This window comes from Actinobaculum massiliense (genome assembly GCF_001457435.1).
GTDB classification, from domain to species: domain Bacteria; phylum Actinomycetota; class Actinomycetes; order Actinomycetales; family Actinomycetaceae; genus Actinobaculum; species Actinobaculum massiliense.
The window spans coordinates 513,719-539,904 of the sequence record NZ_LN881717.1 but is presented as its reverse complement, the minus strand read 5'-3'; the positions used below and the strand labels follow the sequence as shown (position 1 = coordinate 539,904).

Annotated in this window: 20 protein-coding genes; 14 read left to right on the top strand and 6 right to left on the bottom strand. The window is 60.4% G+C overall.

The genetic code is table 11. The features are described 5' to 3' along the window. Positions 1 to 41: 41 nt before the first annotated feature. Complete coding sequence (locus BN2664_RS04325; RefSeq protein WP_007001432.1) at positions 42 to 2,285, bottom strand: TgpA N-terminal domain-containing protein; 2,244 nt, start codon at positions 2,283 to 2,285, stop codon at positions 42 to 44. 235 nt (positions 2,286 to 2,520) lie between these two features. Between BN2664_RS04325 and BN2664_RS04320 the strand changes: the two genes are divergently transcribed. Next, a complete protein-coding gene (locus tag BN2664_RS04320) occupies positions 2,521 to 3,939 on the top strand; it encodes a L,D-transpeptidase family protein (RefSeq protein ID WP_007001433.1) in 1,419 nt (472 codons plus the stop codon). Between the two features lie 110 nt (positions 3,940 to 4,049). On the opposite strand, the gene rfbA is transcribed toward BN2664_RS04320, so the two are convergent. Beyond that, a complete protein-coding gene (gene rfbA / locus BN2664_RS04315) occupies positions 4,050 to 4,940 on the bottom strand; it encodes a glucose-1-phosphate thymidylyltransferase RfbA (protein WP_007001434.1) in 891 nt (296 codons plus the stop codon). Positions 4,941 to 5,190: 250 nt separating this feature from the next. On the opposite strand from rfbA, the gene BN2664_RS04310 reads away from it, so the two are divergent. From BN2664_RS04310 to BN2664_RS04295, 4 genes are all read left to right on the top strand, one after another. Then, positions 5,191 to 6,267 carry a bile acid:sodium symporter family protein gene (locus BN2664_RS04310; RefSeq protein ID WP_007001435.1) on the top strand — a complete coding sequence of 359 codons (1,077 nt, stop codon included), beginning with the start codon at positions 5,191 to 5,193 and terminating at the stop codon, positions 6,265 to 6,267. A 159-nt stretch (positions 6,268 to 6,426) separates the two neighbouring features. Then, positions 6,427 to 6,708 (top strand): WhiB family transcriptional regulator, encoded by a 282-nt coding sequence (locus BN2664_RS04305; RefSeq protein ID WP_197408663.1) that lies wholly within the window; start codon positions 6,427 to 6,429, stop codon positions 6,706 to 6,708. Then, a complete protein-coding gene (locus BN2664_RS04300) occupies positions 6,708 to 9,950 on the top strand; it encodes a glycosyltransferase (RefSeq protein WP_007001437.1) in 3,243 nt (1,080 codons plus the stop codon). The genes BN2664_RS04305 and BN2664_RS04300 overlap by 1 nt, the downstream gene beginning before the upstream one ends. Next, positions 9,950 to 11,488: a DUF5719 family protein gene (locus tag BN2664_RS04295; protein ID WP_007001438.1), complete on the top strand. Its 1,539-nt coding sequence runs from the start codon at positions 9,950 to 9,952 to the stop codon at positions 11,486 to 11,488. Before BN2664_RS04300 ends, BN2664_RS04295 begins: the two co-directional genes overlap by 1 nt. Positions 11,489 to 11,539: 51 nt before the next feature. Here BN2664_RS04295 and BN2664_RS04290 read toward each other — a convergent pair whose 3' ends face one another. The 3 genes from BN2664_RS04290 to uriH all read right to left on the bottom strand — a co-directional run bounded on the left by BN2664_RS04290 (position 11,540) and on the right by uriH (position 15,170). Continuing rightward, the gene (locus BN2664_RS04290) at positions 11,540 to 12,592 is read right to left on the bottom strand and encodes a ribokinase (protein ID WP_007001439.1); all 1,053 of its coding nucleotides are present in this window, start codon (positions 12,590 to 12,592) and stop codon (positions 11,540 to 11,542) included. Between the two features lie 120 nt (positions 12,593 to 12,712). Further along, positions 12,713 to 14,218 carry a uridine transporter UriT gene (gene uriT / locus BN2664_RS04285; RefSeq protein ID WP_007001440.1) on the bottom strand — a complete coding sequence of 502 codons (1,506 nt, stop codon included), beginning with the start codon at positions 14,216 to 14,218 and terminating at the stop codon, positions 12,713 to 12,715. Further along, positions 14,211 to 15,170, bottom strand: a complete 960-nt coding sequence (gene uriH, locus BN2664_RS04280; RefSeq protein WP_007001441.1) for a uridine-preferring nucleoside hydrolase UriH — start codon at positions 15,168 to 15,170, stop codon at positions 14,211 to 14,213. Before uriH ends, uriT begins: the two co-directional genes overlap by 8 nt. 442 nt (positions 15,171 to 15,612) lie before the next feature. On the opposite strand from uriH, the gene BN2664_RS04275 reads away from it, so the two are divergent. Next, a complete protein-coding gene (locus tag BN2664_RS04275; RefSeq protein WP_231723475.1) occupies positions 15,613 to 16,614 on the top strand; it encodes a LacI family DNA-binding transcriptional regulator in 1,002 nt (333 codons plus the stop codon). On the opposite strand, the gene BN2664_RS04270 is transcribed toward BN2664_RS04275, so the two are convergent. Then, positions 16,611 to 17,045 carry a metallopeptidase family protein gene (locus BN2664_RS04270; RefSeq protein ID WP_007001443.1) on the bottom strand — a complete coding sequence of 145 codons (435 nt, stop codon included), beginning with the start codon at positions 17,043 to 17,045 and terminating at the stop codon, positions 16,611 to 16,613. The two genes, BN2664_RS04275 and BN2664_RS04270, sit on opposite strands and share 4 nt — an antisense overlap. A gap of 112 nt (positions 17,046 to 17,157) precedes the next feature. Between BN2664_RS04270 and BN2664_RS08990 the strand changes: the two genes are divergently transcribed. From BN2664_RS08990 to BN2664_RS04230, 8 genes are all read left to right on the top strand, one after another. Beyond that, positions 17,158 to 17,709 carry a DUF3499 domain-containing protein gene (locus BN2664_RS08990; RefSeq protein WP_081586562.1) on the top strand — a complete coding sequence of 184 codons (552 nt, stop codon included), beginning with the start codon at positions 17,158 to 17,160 and terminating at the stop codon, positions 17,707 to 17,709. A 51-nt stretch (positions 17,710 to 17,760) separates the two neighbouring features. Continuing rightward, a complete protein-coding gene (gene mtrA, locus BN2664_RS04260) occupies positions 17,761 to 18,474 on the top strand; it encodes an MtrAB system response regulator MtrA (RefSeq protein WP_007001445.1) in 714 nt (237 codons plus the stop codon). Then, on the top strand, positions 18,471 to 20,210 hold the full coding sequence (mtrB, locus tag BN2664_RS04255) for an MtrAB system histidine kinase MtrB (RefSeq protein ID WP_007001446.1): 1,740 nt from the start codon (positions 18,471 to 18,473) through the stop codon (positions 20,208 to 20,210). Before mtrA ends, mtrB begins: the two co-directional genes overlap by 4 nt. Continuing rightward, complete coding sequence (locus BN2664_RS04250) at positions 20,207 to 21,973, top strand: LpqB family beta-propeller domain-containing protein (RefSeq protein WP_007001447.1); 1,767 nt, start codon at positions 20,207 to 20,209, stop codon at positions 21,971 to 21,973. The genes mtrB and BN2664_RS04250 overlap by 4 nt, the downstream gene beginning before the upstream one ends. Positions 21,974 to 22,232: 259 nt before the next feature. Beyond that, the gene (locus tag BN2664_RS04245; protein WP_007001448.1) at positions 22,233 to 22,799 is read left to right on the top strand and encodes a ComF family protein; all 567 of its coding nucleotides are present in this window, start codon (positions 22,233 to 22,235) and stop codon (positions 22,797 to 22,799) included. 134 nt (positions 22,800 to 22,933) lie between these two features. Further along, positions 22,934 to 23,578: a ribosome hibernation-promoting factor, HPF/YfiA family gene (hpf, locus tag BN2664_RS04240; protein ID WP_007001449.1), complete on the top strand. Its 645-nt coding sequence runs from the start codon at positions 22,934 to 22,936 to the stop codon at positions 23,576 to 23,578. A 170-nt stretch (positions 23,579 to 23,748) separates the two neighbouring features. Next, the gene (locus BN2664_RS04235) at positions 23,749 to 25,131 is read left to right on the top strand and encodes an FAD-dependent oxidoreductase (RefSeq protein ID WP_007001450.1); all 1,383 of its coding nucleotides are present in this window, start codon (positions 23,749 to 23,751) and stop codon (positions 25,129 to 25,131) included. Then, complete coding sequence (locus BN2664_RS04230) at positions 25,131 to 26,180, top strand: lipoate--protein ligase family protein (protein WP_007001451.1); 1,050 nt, start codon at positions 25,131 to 25,133, stop codon at positions 26,178 to 26,180. Before BN2664_RS04235 ends, BN2664_RS04230 begins: the two co-directional genes overlap by 1 nt. The last annotated feature ends 6 nt before the right edge of the window (positions 26,181 to 26,186 follow it).

Genomic DNA, 26,186 nt, shown 5'->3' with positions numbered 1-26,186 from the left:
CGCCATGAACGCTCGCTGCGGCGATGCGTGCCTCACGCCCGTTAGCGCTGGATCTTGTAGACGTACTGCGTGTTATCAGCGTGGCGCTCGCTCGCCGGATCGGAAATACCACTCCGCTTATTCTTCCCGGTGCCCGATGTGCCGGAGGGGCCGGACGGATGAGCTTGAGCCGTAGCCGTAGCACTAGTGCCCGCTGAGGCAGTTTGGGTGGGAGAGGCTGACTCGTGAGCGGATTCGGAAGCTGAACTTTGGGGCAGATCTTGCAGGTGAATCTCGCCGGCCGGAACCAAGCATTCGAGGCCCGCCCCGCTCATTCGGTTATCGGAAACGATTGTGGTGAGTTCGGGATAAATCTCCGCCAGCGTGCACGGATTGACGTAGACCTCAACGACGTCGTAATTCGGATTGGTGAAGAAGGGATGGCGTAGAAGCGACCACTTGAAGAAGATATACCCGCCTCCACGGCTCCAGTTCTCCTTAAACCTGCCAGAAGGATCAAGCTTGAGCCATTCATCTTCCACCGGACCCGAGCGGAGCAGGCCAGAGAGGGTGGGTACCCCATTGGCAATAAGGAGTGCGTTGCCGGCCATGGTGTCTGTTGCCCACAGCTCACCTTTCTCGCGCGCTTCTTGCCCTTCACTGGAAAGACGGTTAGCGGTTTGCGTACCGCGCAGTGACCCCAGGCCAATCTGCAGCGGTGGAGTGGCGATAACGCTCGATAGGCCCAAGCTTGCTGAGGCAATGAGCGCCCAGGAACTGCGGGGAGCGTAGAGGAGAACAAAGGTAACGATTGCTCCTACCAAGGACCACAGAAGAACTTCCTTGTAGGAGAAGCTTGGCACGTAGCGAAGCAGCAGCTCCGACCCGGAATGAAGCAAAATCATTCCCACCACGGCAGATCCGGTTATGGCAATTGAGAGTTGCCGCTGCTTGATTTTGCTGAGCGTTAGCATGAGCCAAATAGCGAAGAGAGCTCCGATAATTTGGATTGTGCGTGCGGCAGGCACGGAGTTGAGGAGCGGAATCTTCACGCCAAAACCACCGGTGCCAACGAAGCCCCAAGCGAACCACAGCATGCACCACAGTCCGAGCGCAATTTCGGGAAGGCGATCGCGGATTCGCTGGGTTTGGTAGGCCAGGACAAGCGCGAACGGAATAATGAGAAGGAGGAAGTTCCAGGAAGTTGAGAGCTCGCTAATATTGGACGCATACGTGTACGGCGCGGAAACCGGCCGAACTTGGCCAGCACTCAGGCTAAAGAAGAAATTAGCGGAGAACGTCCAGCCCATATCCGATGCTTCGCCCGTTGTGAGGCGCTGGCCGGGATAGACAGCTGCGGTGAGGGCCGCCATTCCCCTGCGTCCCTCCCAAAGCACAGCCAAAGCGAGGATAAGCGTTACAGCCCCCGTTGATATGAGGGTAAGTAGCGAGCGATCTCGCCAACGATGGAGGATTTTCACCGACGTGGCGAGGAGGACTCCACCGCCCAAAATGAGTGACCAGACCAGGTATCTGCTCACCATTCCGGCCAGGCAAATCGCGGAGAGAATGCCAAGGATTGCGGCGAACTTCCATCTTTTCTTTTCCGCTCCGCGCGCTGCGAGGAGCAAAAACGTGCATCCTAGAACGGTGAAGCCGAGCTGATCAGAGATTTGGAACGTCCACCACCAATTTGCGGGTGAGAAAACGCAAAGGAAGGTGGCGGCCCAGGCGAGGTTCCACCTACCTCCCATGAGGACCATCCAATACGGCATTGCCAGCAGGAGCACCAGCGAGGAAAGCCACCAACTTGCCGCAAACATTTGCGCATCGGGGAGGAAACTAAGAATTTTGGTGAGAGTCGAATCCCAGAAAACGAGATGTTGGACGGGCCCGATGGGTATGCGCTGAACTACCGAGGATTCCTCGGCAAGCGGCCCTGTGGTCGCCTGATCCCCGGTCTCCATAATGGAAAGTTCCATCGGCGTACCGGCCATATATTCGTCTGAACGTAAAGAAGCAGTGGGTCCAATGGTGGTTGAGTTGGGACCGTGAGCGAATTTTGCGCCAAGGTTCGAGGTCGTTAGCCCGAGTACGCTGAAAATAATATAGATGGCCACGATGACTCCCGTAAGCCACCAGTGCCACCGTGGCGGGCGGGATAGTGCCCATGAAGACTTGCCAACAGCACTCGCGCTTCGCGACGGGTTTGTGCCGTCATCGTGATTCGCCCCGCCTGCGCAGGAACGGCTATCGCGGATCCTCGAACAATTATTCGTGGATTTGCTGAGTACGTCTCTTATCATTGGTTTCCTTGCTACCCGTCGTCTCCTGCGATTTTAGCGACTTTGGGTGTGGTGGTCTTCTTTTACGATGTGGAGAGGCTCATTCTAAGTGATCGCCTTAGTGCTACTAACCCCCTGCCATCCTCTGAGTAAAAGTTAACTTCTTGCTCAAAGAGTGTCTTTCGAAGCATCGAAAAACATTAACTATTATCGGGGTGTGCCGAAGCAATTTCCACGAAGCCGCAAAGGAGAACCGATGGAAACGAGAGGACGGATATTAGCCGCAGTCACCGCCGGTGCTATCGCCTGTGCCGGGCTTTTTACGGCAAGCCCCGCGAGCGCAGATAGCGACGGAGGGAATATTTATCATTTCAAGAACACCCTAAAATCTGGAATCGCTGATTATGCGGTCGAGTACGGAGATAAGGGGGATGTGATCCTCATCGGCGACTGGGACGGCGATGGGGTGGATACTATAGCCGTACGCCGCGGGAATACGTATCACCTTAGGAATTCGAATACATCGGGTATTGCCGATTTAAATTTCACCTACGGGGATGCTTCTGACGAGATCCTCATTGGTGATTGGAACGGTGATGGCAAAGATTCCGTCATGGTGAGGAGGGGAAATAAGTTCTTTGTTCGTAATAGTCTTACCACCGGGGTGGCGGACCGCGAGTTCATGTACGGGGATCCCGGCGACGCCGTCATCGCCGGGGATTGGAACGGCGACGGCACTGACACGATCACAGTAAGGCGCGGAAACACCTACTACGTCAACAACTCGTTGATGACAGGGATTGCAAACATCGACTTCAAATTCGGTGATGTGACGGATCAGACCTATGCCGGGGATTGGGACGGTAACGGCACTGATACACTCACGGTGCGGCGCGGAAATCGTTACTATGTCTCTAATATTCTCAAGAGTCCTCGCGCGCAAGTTGAATTTACATACGGAGACTCGAGCGACTTCACCTACGTCGGCGATTGGGATGGAAATAAAACTGATACCTTTATGGTCAATCATGGTCCTGCCGCACCAGCTGGGCAGTGCCAGGCGCTCAACGACGGTCGTACGGTTTATCCCAACTATGGCGCAAACCGCGTCTCGCTCGTTATTGCGGATTCGTACGGGACTTCCTATGCAACGTTCGTCAACTGTGTCCGCCAGAGGGACGGATTCTATGCAGAGGAGTGGTCAACTTCGGCCCGCATCGGCGTCAATGGAATGGCGCGCTGGGGCGAGCCGGCCGCTTGGCGCACGATGAAGACCCCACCTGGATCTTATTCCGTAACCGAGGGCTTCGGAGTATACAACCCTGGAACGAGACTCGCGTACCGTCAGCTAAACCCGCAGTCAAAATGGGGTGGAACTCCGGGCGTGAACTATAACAGGTACTACGAGGCGCCGAAAAAGGTGTCGAAGGCCGACGAGGATATGTGGGCCATTGCCCGTACCGGCGACTACCGGCTCGGCGTCGTGGTCAACCATAATCGTCCGCCAGACTCCCGCATTGTCGAAGGTGCCGGATATGCAATCTTCCTGCACGCGCGAAAGATTGGAACAGCGGGTTGCATTGCTCTCCATGAATCCGAGGTCGCGCGCTATATGCGATCGGCGCAACCCGGAGACCGCATCATTATGGGAGTGCGCTCGGAAATGTTTCGTTAGCGTATCGTGAGCTCCTGAATAGGCAGGATCTAAGGAAACAAATGTTTGTCCCCCACGCCAATGCAGAGGCGTGGGGGACAAACGTATAGAGGAAGGAAGCTCTGTCTGCTTTAGTACTTACCCTGTGGGGTATTCGATTTAGTTTCCAGAAGCTCCAGCAGATACTCGCCGTATCCGGACTTCGCCAGCTTTTCGCCCCGGGCGCGCAGTTCGTCGTCGGACAGGAAGCCCTTGCGCCAGCCGATTTCCTCAGGGCAACCAACTGACAGTCCTTGGCGGGCCTGAATGGTGCGAACGAAGCTCGTGGCGTCCGCTAGCGAGTCGAAGGTTCCGGTGTCGAGCCATGCCGTGCCGCGGTCCAGGACTTCCACCGAAAGCTTGCCCTGCTCGAGGTAAACGCGGTTGACATCCGTGATTTCGTACTCGCCGCGCGGGGAGGGCTCCAGGTTCTTGGCAATCTCCACCACGTTGTTGTCATAGAAGTACAAGCCGGGAACGGCGTAATTCGACTTCGGGTGCTCCGGCTTTTCTTCAATTGAAATCGCTCGGAAGTTCTCGTCAAATTCGACCACGCCATAGGCGCGCGGATCGGAAACGTGGTAGGCGAAAATCGCTCCGCCGTCGGGCGCCACATTGCGCTGCAGGCTCCGGCCCATGGTGGGGCCGTAGAAAATATTGTCGCCGAGCACTAGGCCCGCGGCTTCGTTGCCAATAAAGTCTGCGCCAATCACGAAGGCTTGCGCGAGCCCGTTCGGCTTTTCCTGCACCGCAAACTCGAGATTGACGCCAAACTGCGAGCCATTGCCCAGAAGACGATGGAACTGCGGGGCATCATCCGGAGTGGTGATAATCAAAATGTCCTGCACGCCCGCCAACATAAGAGTGGAGAGCGGGTAGTAGATCATGGGCTTGTCATAGACCGGGACCAGTTGCTTTGAGGTGCCGAGCGTAATGGGGTGGAGGCGCGTTCCCGAACCGCCCGCAAGAATAATGCCGCGCATAAGGCATCCTTTCGAAGTCGTCATTTAACTCAGCGGACCGCTGCCCGCTATCTCTTCGCAACCTTACCTTCACGCTCCTCGGAATGCGACGTAAATCCGCGTAATAAAGGGAATTCCGGCCAGCCTAATGCCCCCGCATCGCAATCGCCTGACCTGCCCAAACGCCGATCATAAGGTGCCCTGCGACACACGATCCTCACTATGTGGAACGTTTGAGCGAGGTGTCCACGAGTCTCATAACAATAGCTCCATGCCAAACACAAAGAAACCGCTGGCGCGGACCTCAGAGGATCGTTCCGCGCTGATCGCGGTCACCATTTTTCCTCTGATCATTCTCCTCGCCTTCGGATGGGGCTTCTTCGCTCCGGCGAGTGCCTCCCGCCTGGCTCCATACACGAGCATCCTGCTCGGAGTCATCATGTTCGGCATGGGCCTGACGCTCAAGCTCAGCGACTTCAAACTCGTATTCACCCGCCCCATCCCGGTTCTCATTGGTGTGGTGGCGCAGTACATCATTATGCCGGGCATTGCCTGGGCAATCACCGCGGCGCTCAATCTTCCACCCGCGGTGGCGGCGGGAGTCATTCTGGTTGGTTGCGCGCCGGGAGGGACGTCGTCGAACGTCATCTCCTACCTCTCGAAGGCTGACGTGGCGCTTTCGGTCACCATGACCTCAATTTCCACCCTCCTTGCGCCGATTATGACGCCCTTGCTCACCACCTGGTTGGTGGGGGACCGTATGCCGGTCGACGGCGGAGCTATGGCCGTTTCAATTGTGCAGATCGTCCTGGTGCCGGTGGTGGGTGGCCTCATTATTCGGTCACTGGCAGACCGCTACTGGAGCGATCCCTTCACCTCGTACGTGTTGCCGGTCCTTCCGTGGATCTCGACCTTTGGGATCGCGGGCGTGCTCGCGGGAGTGGTGTCCGGATCGGTGGATGTAATTCGTACCGCGGGGCTGATTGTGTTCGCCGCCGTCATCGCGCATAACCTGCTTGGGTACGCCTTTGGATACGGCTTTGCGCGGCTGTTCGGAATCCGCAAGCGTGCCGCTCGCACCACCTCCGTGGAGGTCGGTATGCAGAACTCGGGATTGGCGGCCGGCCTGGCAAAAACCTACTTCGGGCCGGAAGCGGCGCTGGCGGGCGCGGTGTTCTCCATCTGGCACAACATCTCCGGGGCGCTTCTGGCGATGTACTACCGCTGGACGGAGGCTCGCATTGACGACGACCCGGTGGTTATTAATGGGCGCTACGTCGAATCTAGCCAAGTGGAAAGCTACCTGGCCGAGAATCCCAAGGCGCGCGTTGCGGTGAGCGCAAGCTGAATTTAAAAGGGTGCAATATACATCTTGGGCTTGACTTTAGGGGAATGACACGCGTGTAATTTAGGGAGGCTGGTAAGAGGAGGACCCGTGCGCGATAGAAAAGACGAGTTGCGGCTCGCCAAGGGTGGCGAACTCACCCGCGAAGAAGCGCAACATCTGATGCTCGATATTTTCGACCTTGGGTATGAAAAGTCAGACGGCGAATCCGCGCACTGGCAGGAGTATGCGCTGTGTGCGCAAACCGATCCGGATCTTTTCTTCCCCGAAAAGGGCGGGTCAACCGCTCCGGCTACCTCGATTTGCCATCGTTGCCCCGTGCGTGATGCCTGCCTGGAGTACGCCCTCGAAAACGATATTCGGCACGGGATTTGGGGCGGAATGTCGGATAATGATCGACGCCGTATTATTCGGGAAAGGCGCCGGCGCGCGAACGGTGCCTAATGTCGCTATCGGTTAGCACCTCACGCCGCCCCGGAGTTGTGGAGATTTCGAAGCAGAGAACTCTCGACGGCGTTAGCGCCCTCGTTATTACTCGGCCAACTTCCCCAACTCTTACCGCAACCCTCACCGCGCTTTTGCTGGGTGAGGTTGTGCCCGGCCGCGTGCTCGTCCTTGAAGCATCTGGGTCAAGCATGGAGGGCGCTTCAGGGAGCGAGCTTTCCGCCGGTGTCCGCGCGGGGCTGGAAGCGGCCCGAAAGCGGGCGAGCGGAGCGGGGGCGAACGCAAATGTGGCCCTGGAAGGCCTGCGGCTACCGGGTGAAAACCTGGCGCAAGTAGTAAACCGATATTTGGAGCTAGCCGCTGGGCCATCCGAGGCTCCGGCCGGGCCGGAGGCATCCGGGAGCGTTCCGGCGCCCGGCACCTGGCTGTGGATCCTGCACGAAGATTCTGCCCCCGAAGCCGGCGCTTTGCTGGCGCTTCACCGGCGCGGATCTTCCTCCCGCGCTATGGGCGCGGTCGGTTCCAAGCAAGTTGGCTGGAACGATCGCAAAGAACTCCTCGAGGTGGGTATTCGCGCCACCCGTTCGGCCCGGCGCGTGCCCGAGGTAGAACCCGGAGACCGCGATGGTGGCCAGCTCGATGGCCGCTCGGACGTTCTGGGCGTCGGAACCGCGGGAATGCTGATCCGCACCGAGGCACTGCAAGCCGTGGGCGGGTTTGATCCGGTTCTCGGGCCCTTTGGAGACGGCTTGGAAATCTCGCGGCGCCTGCGGGCAGCGGGCTGGCGAGTCGTCGTCGAACCCGCGGCAGTGGTGCGCCACGCGCAACTCTCGCTGGGCACCTCGCGGCGAAGCTCCTACGCCCGCCGGCGGGGAGCTCAGGTCTATAACGCCGTGCTCGCCGCCCCCGCGATACTGGCTCCGCTGGTTTTCCTCTGGTACATCCTGGCCGCGGTGCCGCGCGCCATCTGGAGGCTCCTTTGCAAGGAGCCGCGCCTAGCAGAGGGCGAAATTCGCGGGGGATTCTCGCTCCTCGCCAAGATTCCCGCCCTGCTTCGCGCCCGAGCCCGCTTGCGGAAAACTCGTAGCGCACCTCGCGGCGCCCTCCGGGAACTCGAGGATCGGCCCTCGAGCGTGCGGCGAGCGAAACGTGAAATCCGGCGCGCGGAGCGCGAACAAGTTTCCCTGATAGATCTTCCCGACCCGCTGGTTCTCCGCGAACGCGCACACTGGCGAGGGGCCACACGAGTGGCGGGTTGGATCGCGCTACTTTTTGGCGTGCTCCTCGCGGTGGGCTTTGCCCTCCCCAACGTAGGTGCGGGCGCGTTAGCAGGCGGAGCCTACCTACCCGATGCCTGGACGGGCACGGATCTTTTGCGCGCCGCCTTGCATTCGTGGCTGCCCAGCGGGGACGGTAGCGCGCAGCGAATCGACGCATTTTGGCTCCTTTTCACGCCTTTCGCGCTGCTGGGCCAACCGCTCGGTGAAAACCTGGGAAACATTGGTCTACTGGCGCTCTACGCCTCCTTCCCGCTCGCTGCGGCGGCCGCGTTCTGGGCTAGCGGCACCCTCACCAACTCTCCGCACATCCGCGCGATTTCGGCCATTGCCTGGGCCGCGGCCCCGCCGCTGGTGGCCGCTGTCCTCAACGGCCACATCCCCGCTGCCGCCCTGCACGTCTTTTTGCCGGTAGCGCTCGGAGCGGTGATGGGCGCCTGGCGGGCGCGCGAAAATCCGCACGGCCCCCAGTCAAGCGCGGGGATCGGAGTGGCTGCCCTCGCCTTCGTGGTGCTTGGGGCCGCCGCGCCGGTGATGCTTTTGGTTTCCCTCCTCGTTGCAGCGGCCGGCGTCTGGCGCTGGCGGCAAATACGTTGGTTCTGGATCGCCGCCGCCCCCTGGGCGCTGGTGGGCCCGTCCCTGGGCGGAAGCTGGAGGATTTTCTTCGCGCACCCTGGCCCGCAGGTAGCGGGGCGGCCCTCCTGGCTGGGCTTGATGACCTTCTCGCCCAGCGCCGGCTACACGCTCGAAAGCGCGGGGCTCACGGGGGCGGGAGCCGGAAGCGAAAAACTCACCGGCGTGCTCAGTGACGCCTCGCTAGCAATCCCGCTTCTCGCGGCCCTCGCTATTCTCATCGCCGCCCTGTGTTCACTTCTTCGCCACCGCAACTGGCGCGGAATTCGCCGCGGCTGGCTCCTCGCCGCGGCTGGCTTCGCCTGGGCCGGGCTCTCCACCCGTTTCGTGAGCGGGGTTGCCTATCAGGGATCCGTTGCGCTTCCCGCTTACGGGTGGGCCGGCACCGGCCTCTCGGTGGCTCTCCTCGGTTTCTTCTTGGTGCTGGTCTGCGCCGGCGACGGCTTGCGCACCGACATCTCGGTGCGCTCCTTCGGCCCCCACCAGCTCATCGGTTTGGGGAGCGTGGCACTGGTGATCCTGGCTGCCCTCGCCTCCGGCGCTCACGGGGTTTATCTCGCGAGCGGAGGATCGGCGCTACGAGCGGTACCCGCCACCCGCGTTCCCGCGCTCGCGGTTGAGGAGCAGAATTCCGCGGCCCGAAGCCGTGTGCTCGCCCTTTTCGCCGACGACGCCGGAGTTCGGGCAGAGGTTTGGCGCGGGCCGGGCAAAGAACTCCACGAAGTGACCATGAACGATATGGCAGGGCAAAGCCTGCGGGTGACCGGAGAAAATTCCTCAACCCAGGATCCTGCCTCCGAGCATCTCGCCGCGGCAGTAGCTGATCTGCTCGCCGGGAACCCGGATGCCGCCGGAGCTCTAGCCGAGCACGCCGTGAGCATGGTCCTTATTCCCGATGGTGCCTCCGACGCGCTTGCGGGCGCACTCAATGCGGCACCGGATCTGGAGTACGTGACCGAAAACGAGACGGGAATGTTTTGGCGAGTGTCCGCCGAGCTTGACCCCTCGCGCTTGCGATTGGGCGGCACGCATCTGGACGCGGGCCGCTACGGAGTGCATATCACCCTGCCGGCCGGCCCCGCTCAGCGCCTCGATCTAACCGAACGAGCCGATGCGGGATGGGTCGCAAAGCTCGATGGTAAAACCATTGCCCCGGCGCAGGACTTGTGGAATCAGACGTGGCAACTGCCCGAACGATCGGAAGAGATGATCCTGACGATTAATTACAACCGCTGGTTCGAATTTGCGGTTGCCGGTGGGCAAGGTCTTTTTAGCCTGGCGGTGCTGATTGTGGCTCTACCGCTCCGGCGTCGAACGGTGGTGACGGCTTAATGGAAAACAACGAAACGCGGCCACCGCAGGAACCAACGGCGGCTAAAGAACTAGCCGCGAGCGAGGAGCTCACTACGACCACCACGTCCGAGCGCCCCGCCCGCAAGCGTTCGCGTTCGGGGCGGCTCAGCCGGGAAGAACGGCGAGCCTTGCGCCGGCAAAAAATGCGTGGCCGCCGGTTTGTATCGGCGATGGGCGCGCTGGCCGTTTTCGTCGCCGCCTGCGCGATGGGCGTGCTTCCCAAAGAAAACGCCGCGCCTGCCACGCCGGCTCCAGCCGAGGCGGCGTCGATGCCGGCGCGAATGGTGTGTGGCGGTGGGTTCGCGCGCACGTTTTCGGAGGGAATGAGCGCTACCGAAGCTAACGTCAATGTGAAAACTTCGGAGCTGTCTTTGCAATGGGCAAGTGATTCGGACGAGGTTGTTTTCGCGGAGGATGCCCCGCGAGTGGTGTCAGCAACGGAGGCGGGGTCGACGGCGCTTGCCGGTGTGCATCGCTACTTCGCGAGCGACGGCGATTCGCGCGGCCTTGCCCTCAACCCCTGCCTGACTCCCAGCGCCGATACCTGGATTGTCGGATCACAGGCGGCGGTGGGAACCTCCAACGAACTCGTGGTCACAAACCCCGGTATCAATCCGGTTCGAGTCACCATTGAGGCCTACGGACCGGGCGGAAAACTGGAGTTAGGGACCGGATCGGCGCTCGTGGTTGATGGCGGTAAGACCGAGCGCTTGCGTATGGATGGCCTCATTCCGGAAGCCCGGCGCCTGGCTTTGCATCTGAGCACAAACTCCGGCGTGTTCGGAGCGAGCCTGCAGACGCATACGCTCGAAGGCTCGCGGAGCGGGGGAATTGACTTTATTAGCGGCGCGAGTGCCGGCTCCGAACTGACGATCCCGGGCGTACTCATAGGCGGTAGCGAGCAGGAGGCTCCCGTGTTGCGGATCGTCAATCCGGGGGAGGAGACGAACGTTTCCGTGCACCTGCTGGGAGAAAAGGGGAGCGAGCTCATCCCGGGCGGGGAAGTGACGGTAGCGGCGGGTTCGGTAACGGACTTGACGCTGGCGGGCCTTGAGGCCGGGCTTTACTCGCTTCAGGTGGAGGCGGGTGCCGACGTCGCCGCGGGCGTGCGCCTTTCAACCGGGGTGGATGCAACCTGGGCCGGCCCGGTGGGATCGGCTACCCGGCACGCCCTGGCCTGGGGAAACTTCGTGTCCGCGCCCGGGGAGGATGACGCCAGCCCGCGGGCGGGCGTAGCTTCGCTAGCGGTTGCCGGCACCGGCGCGCTCGAAGTCATTCCCGTCGACTCTCGCGGGAAAAGCTTGGATCCGATTGCCCTGCAACTCGGTGAAGAGCTGAGCGGAAAATCGGTTGAGCTTCCGCGCGGGGCCGTCGGGGCCCTGGTGCGAGCAGAAGCCCCGGTTTCCGTGGCGGGAATCGCGCTGGAAACCGTCTCTGGGGGCCGTGGTGGCGCCTGGGTCCCCGCTCAGCAATCAAGCGAACAGCAGGCGAGCCGGCGTATCACTGTGGTGGACTAAGCGGCGCCTGGCTCGCGTGACCGCACCAGCGCCGAGGCGGCTGCCGAGGCGCTATCCGAGTTCCAGCTCCAGCTCGCTACAGGTGGCGTAACTGGATTGTGCCCCGAGTGAGGTCGCGGCAACGCTGGAAACAAAGCTTGCCCCCTGCGCCGCTTCAATAAGCGAATCTCCCGCGGCAGAAAATGCGAGCAGGCTTCCAAAGTAGGAATCTCCACAACCGGTGGTATCAACCGCCTTTGTGCGTACCGGCGGAATCCGGGTGGCTTGCCCGCCGTCAACCACGATGGAGCCTTCGGAGCCGAGGGTAATAATTGCCCTTTTGACCCCATGTTCGGCCAGTTTGCCCGCGATCTGTTGCTGCGTTTCGGAGTTTTCGACCAGAGCGGCGTCGTCGTCGAGAGCTTCTCCAAGGAGCCCGGCGAGCTCGCCCTCGTTGACCACGAGCACATCGGTGAGGGCGAGGAGCTCTTCGGGCACGTCCTCATAGGGCGAGGGGTTGAGGAAGACCCGGGTGCCGGCCTCGTGAGCGATTTTTGCGGCTTCGATAATTCCGTCCATGGGGATTTCAAAACACAAGCCGAGCACTTCGGCGCCGCGAATCGCCTCCGCGTGGCGGCCCACGAACTGCGCATTGACGTGCGCATTGGCGCCGGGGCTGAGCACAATCGTGTTTTCTGCCTCGGCGTCGACGGTAATGACCGCGGCCCCGGTGGCGTCTTCCACGTTCTCGCAACCGTCAAGGTTAACTTCGGCACCGCGAAGCGAGTTTTGCAGAACGCTGGCATTGGGATCATTCCCGAGGGCGCCAATGAACGCGACCTCGGCGCCCAGGCGCGCTGCCTGCACCGATTGGTTCGCTGATTTTCCGCCGGGAAGAATTTTCAGCGCGGATCCGTGCACGGTTTGCCCCGGCTTCGGCAGCGACTTAGTTTGAATCGTCAGGTCCGCATTTGCCGAGCCGACCACGGCGACTTTGCCGGATACGCGCCGCAATTGCTCTCGCATCCGCACCGAATCGAGCCCGCGGGCGCCATTGCTTTGCGAGCTCGATGAATGTGCCGAGGCGGAATCGGTGGGCATGAGGCTCGAAATGTGGGAGTTCACGAAAGAGTCCTTTCAAAGTCCGAATATACGTAGGGGCCGCACCGCATCCCGCTGTGGTCATCCATCGGTGTTCCGAGGACTTCTTGCGCCAGATGCGGTGCAGCCCGTTACGGTTGTTTCTTACTCTACTGTGCGCTCGCGCGGTATCAAGCAACTGCAAGCGAGGGCAAGACCGAGAATGATGACGCCAACGATAATGCCGCTGGTGTATCCGCTCGCCACACCCGAAGCGCGCGTCATGATGGTCTGCACGAGGGGGAGGACCACAAAGGATAAGCCGGCACCGAGGTTGAACGCTCCCGCATTCAAGCCCGGGAGGTATCCCGGGTTATCCTCGGGGGAAAGCACAATACACAAGCCGTTGAGCATAATATTGGCAATTCCCGCGTAGGAGATTCCCACCAAAATTGAGATGATGGCGAATATTGCCAAGTTCGTGTTTCCTACCAGAAGTAGCGTTAGCGCCACGGTGATTACGCTACCTACGAGGCCCACTTGGAGAACCTTCTTATATCCGAAGCGTCCGGCCATGTACCCAGACAGCGGTCCCATAGCGAGACCGGCGAGGGCGTAGGGAGTGAGAGTAACGAACGGTGCCACCGACGGGCTCAGGCTCGCCCCCGCTTCCGCATCCTGGGCGATGGCGGGAACAATCTGGTTCATTACGGCAAACACCCCGGTCAGAGTGAGGAACGTGGTGAGTAGCAGACCCCAGGTCGCCCGATCCTTGAGGTAGCGGGTCGTTACTAGTGGTTGGCGTGAGCGCTGCTCGACCTTCCAGAAGGCCACGAAGGACGCGATGGTAAGAACACTGAGGATTCCAATGAATACCCAATTCGCGTCCTCTAGGGCCGCGAGTTCATTAAGAGCGAGGTAGAGCGACCCCACCGCGAGCACCAGGAGCAGGGTTCCGATCCAGTCCATTTTTGGAGGATTGACGACGGTCGATTCGTTCGTCATGAAGTGCAGGCTCAGCGCCCCAATGACGGCGATGACGGCCATCGTCCAGAAGATGGATTCGTAACCATAGTGGTCGAAAAGCCATCCACCCAGGATTGCATCGACACCGGCGATGCCGCCATTCACCGAGGTAATCACACCCATAAGCAGGCCGTATTTCTTGGGGTCAAAGACGTGAGTGCGCAACTGAATGAGGCACATCACCACGGTTGGGCCGGCCACTCCCTGCACGATTCGTCCCACGAATAGCCACTGCACACTCGGGCCAACTGCGCTGATCACACAACCGATTCCGGTGAGAAGCATCATTACGGTAAGCACTCGCCGTCGTCCCCGTAGATCAGCCAGGCGCGGAAGGAAAAGCGAGAAAACCGCGGCAGAAGCGAAGAAAGCCGTCTGCGTTAGTCCAATTTCCGCGGTGGTTGCGTTGAGGGCACTTTCCATCCCCTTCAGGGCGGGTGAAAGCATTGAGGCATTCAGCTGGAATGCAAAACATGCTGCCAAAAGCGCAAACATGAGCGCGGCAATGGACTTGTGGTCGGTTGAAATAATCTGGCCCGCGCGCAGAATTTGATTTTCCCGAAGTTGGGGCGTTTCCACCGTGTGCCTGGCCTTATCGGCTTGAGCATTTTTCACTAGCGTGTTGGGAAGCTCAGAATTAGTCATTTGTTACCCCGATCTGCTTGCCGAGACGCTCAATAGCGTCGACGACGAGGGACCAGAATTTCTCGAAGTCGAGATCCAAAGCGGCGTAGGTGTGGCAATCCTCGGGGGTGTGTCCATATCGCAGTTCGGTAACCGTCATCCCCAGGGTGTGCTCGCCCTTGGTTTCCACGTGAATTGGCGCCTTCACTAGGTTCACAACGCTGGGATCAATCACGGTCGCAACGGCAACCGGATCATGAACGGGCGGGAATTCGAATCCCTGGGCGTCGTGGTATGCCTGCCGGAAGAAGGTGAGTAGCCCGAGGGCGAAGTCTGCCAGCGGGGTATTGAGGGCGCGGATGCGGTCGCACACCTCGTCCGTTGCCAAAGCCTTGTGGGTGACGTCCAGGCCGATCATTGTGACCTTCCATGGTGCGCCAAAAACTATAGCGGCGGCTTCCGGATCGATCTTGATATTGAACTCGGCAACCGCGGACCAGTTTCCAACGTGAACGCCGCCGCCCATTAGCACTACTTCCTTGACCCGTTCGATAATGCGCGGTTCCTTTCGAATCGCCATCGCAATATTTGTAAGCGGCCCGGTCGGTACAAGGATCACGCTGCCCGGCTCGTTCTCCATAATCGTGTCGATAATGAGGTCCACCCCGTGACGCGGATCGAGTTCGGTTGTGGGCTCGGGAAGGTCGACTCCATCGAGGCCGGATTCGCCGTGTACATCCGCATCCTCGCCCTCGCGCATGAGGGGGCGAACGGCACCAGCGGCAATGGGGACATCAATGATTTGCGCCATCGCCATAACTCCGCGTGCGTTGCGGGTGGTCTTCTCAAGCACCGCGTTCCCGCCCACTGTGGTGATGGCAAGTAGATCAATTTCCGGATTGCCAGCGGCAAGCATCAGAGCGATGGCGTCGTCGTGCCCCGGATCGCAGTCAAGAATAATTTTCTTGGTCATCTGAATTCTCCTTTGAACTCGACCGGGAGCCTCCTTGCCCGGTCGTTATGTGGTTTGGTTCCTCTGCTTTGAGGACCGGCCGCGCTGACATCCGAGCGAAAGCTCACTTTGCGATTCGCTAAGCCTCTATATTCTGCAAACGAAAACAAAAGATACTTTATGCTTGCAAACGTATGCGTAAACGTTTACGCACCGGCCGTAAAGTGATTATTGCATGAATTTTTCTTGTGTCAAGAAGGTGGTTTTTGTGGTCTGGGCCTCACAGAGGGTTATGGATTAATGAGGTGTTTGGAGCGCTTCGCCGACTGCTTCACTTAGGATGAGGAGGAAATCCCGGTGTCGTACTCGGCGGATTGGGGTTTTGGCTGTTTAGAACGCTTAGATTCGCGTGGAAATATTTTGTTTCGCGCGGGGTCATGATCGGAGGGATGTGTTGGGAGACGTGACGCTTCACGACGTCGCACGGGCAGCGGGCGTCTCGATTGGCACCGCCTCGCGTGCGCTCACGGGCCGGGGGAGAGTTGCGGCTGCGACCGTGGAAAATGTGCGGGAAGTGGCAAAATCGCTCGGCTACAAACCGAATTTGATCGGGCAGGCGCTTCGCCGCGGGCGGGCAAATGTTGTCGGAATGCTTGTACCGCACCTCGAAAACCCTTTCTTCGCCGGGATTATTCACGAAATTGAAGAGCAGTTATTCTCGCGGGGCGCTCAGCTATTGGTTGCTGACTCGCGCTGGGATCCCGCGCGCGAGGAGGAGCGCTTTAGAATCTTTCGTTCTACCCAGGTGGACGGAGTCATCGTCGTCCCCGCCTGGTTGGACAGGTCGGCGGAACTGATTCGATCGGTCCGGAAAATAATGCCGCTGGTTCAGCTAGATCGCTACGCGGGCCCCGGTGTTGCAGAATTTGTGGGCGTTGATAACGGGGATGGCATGAAGCAAGTTGTGGAGTACCTCCACGGTAGAGGCGCCCGGTCAATGTATTTCATTGGGGGTGATAGGGCTACGTCCACCGGTGTTGAAAGACACGAGGCTTTCATGGCTATCTCCAAGCGCCTGGGTATCCGAGTGACGGGTGAGTACCGCTACCAATTCAACTTCGAGACGGGCATCTCCGGCGTCGAAAAAATGGGCGAGGTTCCCGATGCCGTTGTATGTGCAGATGACCTGATCGCGCTGGGCGCACTTGGTGCCCTCAATCGGCGCGGTCTGCGGGTGCCGGAAGATGTGATGGTGACGGGCTTTGACGGTCTTCCTCTCACGCGGGTCGTCGAACCGCAGATAACCACCGTGTGCCAACCCACGCAAGAGTTGGCACGCTCTGCGGTCAACGTGCTCTACGGAATTATTGAGGGGGAAGGGTCACCGGGGGATGAGTCGGGAAACGCGGACGAGACCGCGGTTCGTCTCGTCCCACGCCTGCGGGCGGCAGGAAGCACCCGTTAGCGCAGAAAGTCGATTTCCTCGGGGAATTTCCCGATGGCGATGGCGAGTTGTTCGGTGACGACCTCGTGCACAAAGAGATTCAGATCGGGAGCGCGGCGTGCCGAATGCAAAATGGGCATGCGGTAGAAGATCAATCGCCCAGTGGTCTTGCCGCCGGGTGCAAAAGGTAGGTAGCGAGCAAGCGGAACGCCGTCCTCCCAAGGCGAAGGGTCGTCTGCGGGAACGTCGAGAACCCCAAAATCGAGCTCCTTCATTTCGTCACCGAGGATGCGGCGATAGGTAGCGAGTTCGTAGACGATTATGTCGTCGAACCGAGCTGCGCGGGTGCGCCAGGCTGGTAGCGCGTAGGAGAAGAGCGGGCCGCGAATTCCGCGCCCGTGGCGGTCGCGGCGCCGTCCGTTCGCGCGTGAAGGCAACATCTCTCCGATCATGCGGATCATCCTACCGCGAGCTTCCTATCGGGCGAACCATACGCACAGCCTGTGGCAAAGCCCGGTTTTGCTTCAGTGGTCAGCGCCGGGGTGCGTGGTAGCGTAGCTTTTCGTGAGCCATGTGCGTAAGTGTTCTCGGGTTGGGTGCGAAACCGCCGCCGTCGCCACGATGACCTACGGGTACAGTGACGCGACGGCGGTCATTGGGCCCCTTTCGCCCAAGCCCACCCAGGGTGCGCTGGATTTATGTGCGATGCATGCCGAATCCGTTACGGTGCCGCGCGGATGGCAGATGGTGCGCTTGCGGACGGAATTTGAGCCGGCGCCGCCTTCTGAGTCGGATCTCATGGCCCTAGCGGACGCAATTCGCGAAACCTCTCACCGCAGTGCTCCCGCCCCCGAACAGGCGGCCCGGGAAGTGCACCGCCCCTCCGATGTGCCCGGGCAACTGGCCAAGGCACGTGAGGCAGGGCGGGCGAGGTTGCGCATTGTTCGTGAAGATCTGCCGCAAGATCCCGCCGCGGATTACCGCTCCGAAATGGATCCGCCTGCTCCGCCGGCGTCTGGGAGCTTGGAATCGCCAGGCATGCAATCCGCTAGCTCAGAATCGGCCGGTTCTGAATCGGCCAGTTCCGAGTCCGGCAACTCGGAATCCGATCAGTGATACCGGCGCGGCCGGTAGGGATTTCTCTGCTTCCGTGAGACAATAGCGAGCATGAGCACGCGTATTCTCGTTGTCGATGACGATCCCGGCATTTCCGAAATGGTGGCAATTCTCCTTGAGTCGGAGGGTTACCAGGTAACGGTCTGTGCAACGGGAACGAATGCTCTGCCTATCTTCCGCACTGAGCATCCGGATCTGGTGTTGCTCGACGTCATGTTGCCCGGCATGAGCGGGGTGGATGTGGCTCGCCAGCTCCGGGAAGAGTCCGATGTGCCAATCATTATGATGAGCGCCTTGACCGACTCGGTGGATGTTGTCGCGGGCCTGGAAGCTGGCGCGGATGACTACGTCACTAAGCCTTTTGAAAACGCCGTTCTGCTAGCTCGCATTAAGGCGCGTCTGCGCCGCCAGGAGCCGGAAACCGAAGTGCTTCGGGTGGCCGATTTGACCATTGATTTGCGCGCCCACCAGGTTCTGCGCGACGGCGCGGACCTGCACCTAACTCCGCTGGAATTTGATTTGCTGGCGTGCATGGCGCGCAAGCCTTACCAGGTTTTCAGTCGCGAAGAGCTCCTCGAGCAGGTGTGGGGCTACCGCCACCAGAACGCCGATACCCGGCTGGTAAACGTCCATATTCAGCGTCTGCGCGCCAAGGTTGAAATCGATCCCGATCATCCGCAGGTGGTCATCACCGTGCGCGGAGTTGGCTACCGCGCAGGTTCGGCGCAGGAGGCAAACCCGGCCGGGAGGTCTGACGGTCGGTGAAGCGGTTCTTTACCGATAGTGGCGTTTACCCAGGTTTCGGTTCCCGAGTTCGCGCCGGACTCAACCAGCTAGGCGAGTGGTGGCGATCGAGCCTCACCGCCCGGGTGATCGTCGTCGTCCTTACTATTGGCGGAATTACCGCAAGCTTCACCGGCGCTGTCGTCGCCAACCAAACGCGCGACCGGCTCTACGAAGGTGCGGTGCAGACGGCCACCGAGCAGTTCGAATCCACCCGCGCCCAAGCACAGTCGAGTTTCGACGGGCAAAATGCGCCGTCGTCTGGCCAACTCCAGCAGATTGCTACCGCGCTGGTGCGTTCTCAGTATGACGCGCAGGTGGGCATTATGGGAGCGGCGCTACTGCGCACTCCCGGGCAGTCGAGCGGAACCTACGAAGTGGCGGAGGTGGCAACCCAGGCACCAGCAATTGGTGACCTTATCTCCGCGGAAATCCGCAAGCAGGTTCCGGGAAGCCGCGGCGTCCACTACCAACCGGTGGGGATACCGGTTGCCGCCGAAGAAAACCGCACCTTGCCGGGCATTATCGTGGGCGCGCCGCTGCGCCTGCCGAGTGCCGGGAACTACGAGTTTTACATCCTCTATTCCATGCAGGCGCAAGAAGACACCGCCCATACGGTCACCCGGATTCTCACCTCCGCCACCGTCGCCATGCTCCTCATCGTTCTTATTAGCTGCGTGATCGTGGTGGGTTTCGTGCTTCGTCCGGTGCGCGAGGCATCGCTCAATGCGCGGCGGGTGGCGGCCGGAGTTTTCGACGTGCGAATGCCCGAAGAGGGCGAAGATGAAATCGCTCGCTTGGGCCGGTCCTTCAACCAAATGGCCGAATCAATTGACGAGCAGTTCACCCGCCTTGAGCGCCTCTCGCGGGTGCAGCAAGACTTCGTCTCGGCGGTGTCTCACGAACTTCGCACCCCGGTAACGACCATCCGCATGGCCGGCCAGCTCATCTACGATCGCCGCGATGACCTGCCTGGCACCCTGCAGCGTACCGCCGAACTCCAGCACGACCAGCTCATTAACCTCGACACCATGCTGTCCGATCTGCTGGAGATCTCCCGGTACGACGCCGGAGCTATGAAACTTGATTCGGTGCGGGCCAATATCACCTCAATCGCGCGGAACGTGGCGGAATCGCAAGTTCCGCTCGCGCTCTCCAATGGGGTGACGGTACGGGTTTATGAGGAAGGCGATCCCAATGCCACCGTGGATCGGCGGCGCGTCGAACGCGTGATTCGCAACCTGGTGGTCAACGCTATTGAGCACGCCGAAGGCGGGCCGGTACGGGTGCGCATTATCGGCGGGTCCACCGCGGTTGCAGTGGAGGTCTCCGATCGCGGTATTGGGCTTAGTGATGAGCAGGCCGCGCATGTTTTCGATCGTTTCTGGCGCGCTGATACTTCGCGCGTGCGCAAATCTGGCGGTACCGGCCTGGGGCTGACGATTGCTCGCGAAGACGCTCTGCTCCATAACGGACGCCTGCAGGTGGTGGGCCAACTCGGGGTCGGCTCTACCTTTCTCCTCACCCTGCCGCGCGAGCAGAAGTCTTCCTGGAGCGCTCCGGTTGAGCTGAAGGTAGCCGCGCTTGAGCCGTGGACGGAAAATCCGCCGGCCGGCGAACTTTATGGGGCGCCCTGGCCGGGCTCGACGGTAGAAGCTAGTGTCGACGCCGGTGCGCCTTCCGGTGCCGACGCGGGCCTGGGGGAGGGATTGCGATGAAACGTTTCCTGTGTCTTATATGCGCGCTCGCGCTGGCGGTGGCGGGATGCGGCACCCTCCCGCGCAGTGGCGCGGTCAAAGAAGTCAGCCCATCTCCGACCCGTGACGGCTCAATTAGCTTGGGGGCTGCCCCGCCTGTGGTGGGCGCGTCTCCCGAGCAAATCGTGCAGGGCTTCCTCCTCGCCGCGGCTGCCGGAATTGATGGAGAGTTCGCCGTCGCGCGTCAATTCTTGACGAATTCGGCGGCCGAGCACTGGAATCCGCGAAGCCAGGTGAGGGTGTATCCCGATAATCAAAACGTAGACCCCACCGAAAAGCAGACCGCTCCCAGCGGGGATGAGGCGGACGAGGGTGAGGACCCGGGAGAGGAAGAGTCACCCACGCCGTCCGCGGCGCCCTCCGGCCGAGTGGTCTTGACGGTCAGCCTTTCCTCAATTGGCACACTCGATGATCGCGGGCAGTACGTGGAATCTTCCTCCGATGCCGTGATCAACACCGAGTTCACACTGGAGCAAAACGAACGAGACGAGTGGCGGATCGCGGCGCTGGATGACGGCACCATTATGTCCGAGCATTTCTTTGCCCAGAGCTTTGTACGCACCCCGCTCTACTTCCTCGATAATTCCTCGCACTACGCGATTACGGACCTGCGCTGGTATCCGCGTTCAACCTTCACCGCCTCCACTTTGCAGGGACTGTTCGCCGGGCCGGCCGACTGGCTCAAAGACGCCGCGCATTCTGCGATCCCGCGGGGAACCCAGCTTAACGGGGCGCCCGCGATTGATGGCACAAAAATGAGCGTGGATTTGACGGCCGAAATCCTCACCGAGGATGCCTCCATTCAGGCTCTGGCGGTGGCACAAATCCAAAAGACGCTCACCACCGCGGGGAGCGAAATTCAAACGGTTGAAGTGACCGCTATGGGTACGCCGCTGGACGCGACAAGCGGCTCGGAATTAGAGGCATTCCCCTTCGGAAGCTATCCGGTAGCCGCCCTTACCCAGGGAAACCCCGGCTATATCGAAAACGATCGCGCTATCCCAGCGATTTCACGCCGCGCCGCCGAGCTGGTCGATTTCCGCCGCCTCGCGGTTTCATACGCTGATGAGAGTCCGCTATACGCGGGTCTTTCGATGGATGGAACAACGATTTCCGCCGTCGCCGCCGCCACCGATGCCGTGACTACTCTGATACGGGGCACCTCGCTTTTGGAGCCCTCGGTGGACCACTTCGATTGGACGTGGACAAGCGAATCCACCAACCCCGGCTCGGTGAGTGTTGCGAGCGCGTCCGGCCAGCTGGTTACGCTCACCAGCCCCTGGCTGCGCTCGGCAAAAATCCGTGATATTAGGGTCTCGCGCGAAGGAGGCCGCCTCGCGGTGCTCGCGGAAACCGGGGGAACGATCCATCTCTACGTTGCGGCAATTGTGCGCGACGGCGCAAATACGCCGGTAGGCCTCGGCGAACCCATTGAGGTTGGTCAGCGCCTCAGCGATGCCACCTCCATGGCGTGGATTTCTTCCACCGAGCTGGCGGTCCTGGGGCGCACCGTGAGCGGAGCCGATACCTCGATTTACGCCATCTCCATCGGCGGACCAATGTCGCGTATTACTAATCCCTTTGCCGGCACCGTGCGGCTGACGGCCGGGCGCGGCCCGCAGTCAATCGTGGTGGTCACCGAATCGGGAACCGCCGCCTCCCGCAATGGCGGGGCCTGGCGCACAATTGCCTCCGGAGTTGAGGACGTAGCCTTCCCCGGCTAGCTCTATGGCTCGCGAGCGCAGGGAGGCTTAGCGTATCGCGCGCCCGGCCGTGCCGTGGCCGCGCGGCTGTGGATAGGCGCAGCAAGCCGGCGCGGGCCTGTGTCACGATATCGGCGTGGGACTAGCTGGGGATATCTCGGACCTCTTTTTCCCGCGCTGGTGTGCCGGTTGCGGGAAACCAGACGAAACTTTATGCGCCTCGTGCGCGGCGAAATTCGGCCCTGCACCTCGCCGCGTCACCGGTCGCGCGCCCTACCTGATGCAGGTAAGCGCAAGCGGCGACCTGGTGGAGCGATTCCCCGTCTTCGCCCTCACGGACTACCGCGGCTCCAGCCGCCGCGCCATTGTACGCTGGAAAAACGTCAATGACGCCGACCTCACCGCCACCTTCACCGAGATTTTCGCGGCGGCTTGTGCGCATTTGCGTTTCCCTGATCCGGTGGCGATTGTGCCCGCTCCCTCCCGGTGGCGCCGCACGTTTGAAGGGCGTTTCGTTGCCGGAACCCTTGCCGACGCCGCAGGTCGGGCCGCGCTTGCACAGGGGATCCGAGCGGTGCCGTCGAACATTTTGCGCGCGCCGGGCGGGCGAGCAAGGAACCTCAGCGCTCGCGGCAAGAAATCTCTGGGGATCCACGCGGCGGGCCAGGCCAGCACGATCAAGCGGCGTCCGGCGGTGCTGGTAGACGACGTTTTGACCACCGGCGCCACTCTAGCCGGGTGCGCAAATGCGCTAGAAGCGGAAGGATGGGCAGTTTTCGGCGCAATTACGTTAGCCGCGGCCCTTGATCCTCGAACAAGGGGAGTGAGGTGGACTACAATTATCTAAAACAAGTCAAACGATATGAATCACCAAAGGGGGTGATCTTCTCAGAAATGCGTGAGAGGCAAATACTGTACCGCCCGTCGCCACAGTGAAAACGAGCTAAAGCAGATCGCGGGCCAGCACTAAAAGGAGGAATCGTGGAAATCGTCGTCACAGGCAGAAACACCGATGTTTCGGATCGCTTCCGCGAGCATGTTGAAGGAAAACTTTCGAAGGTTGAGCAGTTCGCTCCTCGAGCGCAACGTGTCGAAGTAGAAATCACCAAGGAAAACAATCCGTCCCAAGCCGATACCGCCAAGACCGTTGAGATTACGGTACACGATCGCGGGCCCGTGATTCGCGGGGAGGCTTCGTCAACGGATCAGTATTCAGCCTTGGATCTCGCCTCCTCAAAGCTTTTTGAGCGCCTGCGCCGGGCGCGCGATCGGCGCAAGGACCATCGCCGCGGTGAGAAGGGCGAGGTTTCGGTCGAACCTCTGAACCTCACTCCCGAAGACGTCAACGTCAAGGAAGAGGCCGCGCCGATCGAAGAGAAAACTCCGCACCTGCCGACCCATCCCGGGGAGGCCGTGGAGAACCAAATTGGCGATTCGCCGGTGATTGTGCGCGATAAGCTCTACGAAGCGGAACCAATCTCGGTTGATGAGGCGCTCTACCAGATGGAACTCGTGGGCCATCCCTTCTTCCTCTTCATTGATGCTGAAACCAAGCAGCCCTGCGCGGTGTACCGCCGCCACGGCTGGACCTACGGCATCATTCGCCTCAACGCGGTAACCCAGTAGGCGGGACCCGGGAAGCAGTAACCCGGGAAGTCAATAAACAACGAGCTGGCGGCGATCTTAGCGAAGGTCGCCGCCAGTCTCTGCGCCCGCGGCTCTTTGGCTCACAGCGGGCGAAAGTTTCCGAACGCATCTCCACCTCCGTACAATGACGAGAGTTGAGAAAGGGAGCTATGAGCGATCATCCATTACAGGTAGCGGTTATTGGTGCGGGTCCGGCGGGAATCTACGCTGCGGACACGCTTATAAAAACGGGACGCGACGTCAAAATTGATCTCTTTGACAGGCTCCCCGCACCATACGGCTTGGTACGCTACGGTGTGGCTCCCGACCATCCGCGCATTCGCGGCATCATTACCGCGCTGTACAACGTCCTCAAGCGCGGGGATATCCGGTTCTTGGGGAACGTCGATGTGGGTGAACATATCTCGCTTGAGGAACTCCACCGCTTTTATGACGCCATCATTATTGCCACCGGTGCTAATGCGGACCGGCCGCTAGGTATCCCGGGCGAGGACTTGCCGGGGAGTTTCGGCGGAGCCGATTTCGTCTCCTGGTATGACGGCCACCCGGATTACCCGCGCACCTGGGATCTTTCCGCCAGCGATATCGCCATTATTGGGGTAGGAAACGTGGCGCTGGATATCTCTCGCATTTTGGCGAAGGATCCCGACGCGCTCGCGGTTACCGAGATCCCGCCGAACGTTGAGGAAGGCTTGCGTGCCAGCAAGGCGAGGAATGTTCATATCTTCGGCAGGCGCGGGCCCGCTCAGGTGAAGTTCACTCCGCTGGAGTTGCGGGAACTGGGGGAGGCTCCCGGGCTTGATGTTCAGGTGTACCCGGAGGATTTCCAGTACGACGACGCCTCTGAAAAACGGATTGAAGATGACCGTATTACTCGGCAGGTGGTCGAAGAATTGACCGAGTTTGCGTTCAATGATCCCGAGGATATGGACGAGCCGCGGCGCATTCATATCCATCTGCTTTCCGCCCCGGTGGAGATTTATGGCGATGGCAAGGTGGAAGGTATTCGCATTGAGCGCACCCGGCTGACCGGCGATGGCCGAGTAGAGGGCACGGGAGAAATTGAGGATTATCCAGTGCAGGCCGTTTACCGGGCTATTGGCTATGCCTCGGCGCCAATTGAAGGTGCGCCGTGGGATCCCATTCATCGAGTTATTCCCAACGTCGGGGGCCGCGCCGTCGCCGACGGGCAGCAGGTCGAGGGGCTCTACGTTACCGGCTGGGTCAAACGCGGGCCGGTGGGTCTTATTGGCTCCACCAAATCGGACGCGAAGGAAACAATCACCAACCTGGGGGAGGATGTGGACGCCGGAAAGGTCCACGCCACCGGAGCCGGCAACGGAGGAGAAGGAGTGCTTGAGTTGCTTCGGGCTCGCGGGGTGCGGTGGACTACCTGGGATGGCTGGGAGCGGCTGGAAGACTATGAGAAGCAGCTAGGTGCGCAGCGCGGGCGCGAGCGCACGAAGGTTGTGGATCGCGAAACAATGACCGCTATCTCGCGCGGGGAAGAACACGACGGAAAGGTTTTCTAATGCACGGTGAATATAAGGAACTCGGGCAAAAAATGGTGATCGTCGACCTGGACGTGATTGACGATCGCATTAAAAATTTGAAGATCTCTGGTGACTTCTTCATCGAACCGGACTCGGCACTGTGGCGTATCACCGAGGCAATTGAAGGACTGCCGGCGGAAACAAATTCTGCGGGAATCCAAGAGGCGGTGCAGGGGGCGGTCTTGCCCACTGACAACCTCTTCGGTATGACCCCACTCGGGGTTGCCACCGCGGTGCGCCGCGCCCTGGGTAAGGCGCTGGATTGGTCGGATATTGATTTCGAGGTGCTACACACCCCGGTAATCCATCCGGTGCTCAATATGACCATGGACGAAACCCTTCCGGAAGCCGTGGCGGCGGGGGAACACAAGCCCTTTATGCGTATTTGGGAATGGGACCGGCCGCTGGTGGTGATGGGCTCCTATCAGTCCTACTCCAACGAGATCAACCAAGAGGGCGTTGATAAGTGGGGGATTACCGTGGGCCGGCGGATTACCGGAGGTGGCACTATGTTCATGGAGCCGGGTAACTGCGTCACCTACTCGCTGGTGGTGCCCACGGCACTGGTCGACGGCATGAGCTTCCAGCAGTCCTACCCCTTCCTGGATGCCTGGGCAATGGAAGCCCTTTCCCGGGTGGGGGTCAACGCGAAATACGTACCGCTCAATGACATTTCTTCCGATAAGGGGAAGATTGGCGGGGCAGCGCAGAAGCATTTTGCCAGCGGCTACATGGTTCACCACGTCACCATGTCCTATGACATCGACGCGGATAAGATGCTGGACGTTTTGAACACCGGCGATGCCACGAAGAAGAATCGCGGGCATCGCTCGGCGAACAAACGTATCGATCCCATGAAATCGCAAACCGGCATGGCCCGGGCGGACATTATCGAGGTTTTCAAGCAGACCTTCATAGACCGCTACGGGGCCACCGAGGGCGAAATTACGGAGCGCGATCTGCAGATTGCCAAGGAGCGCTACGAGACGAAATTCTCCACCGAGGAGTGGATTAAGCGCCTGCCCTAAGCGGCG

Coding starts and splice junctions, on each gene's coding strand:
- BN2664_RS04235 (WP_007001450.1), top strand. CDS start 23,749: ATGAGCGATCATCCATTACAGGTAGCGGTTATTGGTGCGGGTCCGGCG.
- BN2664_RS04295 (WP_007001438.1), top strand. CDS start 9,950: ATGGAAAACAACGAAACGCGGCCACCGCAGGAACCAACGGCGGCTAAA.
- BN2664_RS04305 (WP_197408663.1), top strand. CDS start 6,427: ATGCTCGATATTTTCGACCTTGGGTATGAAAAGTCAGACGGCGAATCC.
- uriT (WP_007001440.1), bottom strand. CDS start 14,218: ATGACTAATTCTGAGCTTCCCAACACGCTAGTGAAAAATGCTCAAGCC.
- BN2664_RS04310 (WP_007001435.1), top strand. CDS start 5,191: ATGCCAAACACAAAGAAACCGCTGGCGCGGACCTCAGAGGATCGTTCC.
- BN2664_RS04300 (WP_007001437.1), top strand. CDS start 6,708: ATGTCGCTATCGGTTAGCACCTCACGCCGCCCCGGAGTTGTGGAGATT.
- uriH (WP_007001441.1), bottom strand. CDS start 15,170: ATGACCAAGAAAATTATTCTTGACTGCGATCCGGGGCACGACGACGCC.
- BN2664_RS04250 (WP_007001447.1), top strand. CDS start 20,207: ATGAAACGTTTCCTGTGTCTTATATGCGCGCTCGCGCTGGCGGTGGCG.
- BN2664_RS04270 (WP_007001443.1), bottom strand. CDS start 17,045: ATGATCGGAGAGATGTTGCCTTCACGCGCGAACGGACGGCGCCGCGAC.
- BN2664_RS04245 (WP_007001448.1), top strand. CDS start 22,233: ATGCAGGTAAGCGCAAGCGGCGACCTGGTGGAGCGATTCCCCGTCTTC.
- BN2664_RS04325 (WP_007001432.1), bottom strand. CDS start 2,285: ATGATAAGAGACGTACTCAGCAAATCCACGAATAATTGTTCGAGGATC.
- mtrA (WP_007001445.1), top strand. CDS start 17,761: ATGAGCACGCGTATTCTCGTTGTCGATGACGATCCCGGCATTTCCGAA.
- BN2664_RS04230 (WP_007001451.1), top strand. CDS start 25,131: ATGCACGGTGAATATAAGGAACTCGGGCAAAAAATGGTGATCGTCGAC.
- rfbA (WP_007001434.1), bottom strand. CDS start 4,940: ATGCGCGGCATTATTCTTGCGGGCGGTTCGGGAACGCGCCTCCACCCC.
- BN2664_RS04320 (WP_007001433.1), top strand. CDS start 2,521: ATGGAAACGAGAGGACGGATATTAGCCGCAGTCACCGCCGGTGCTATC.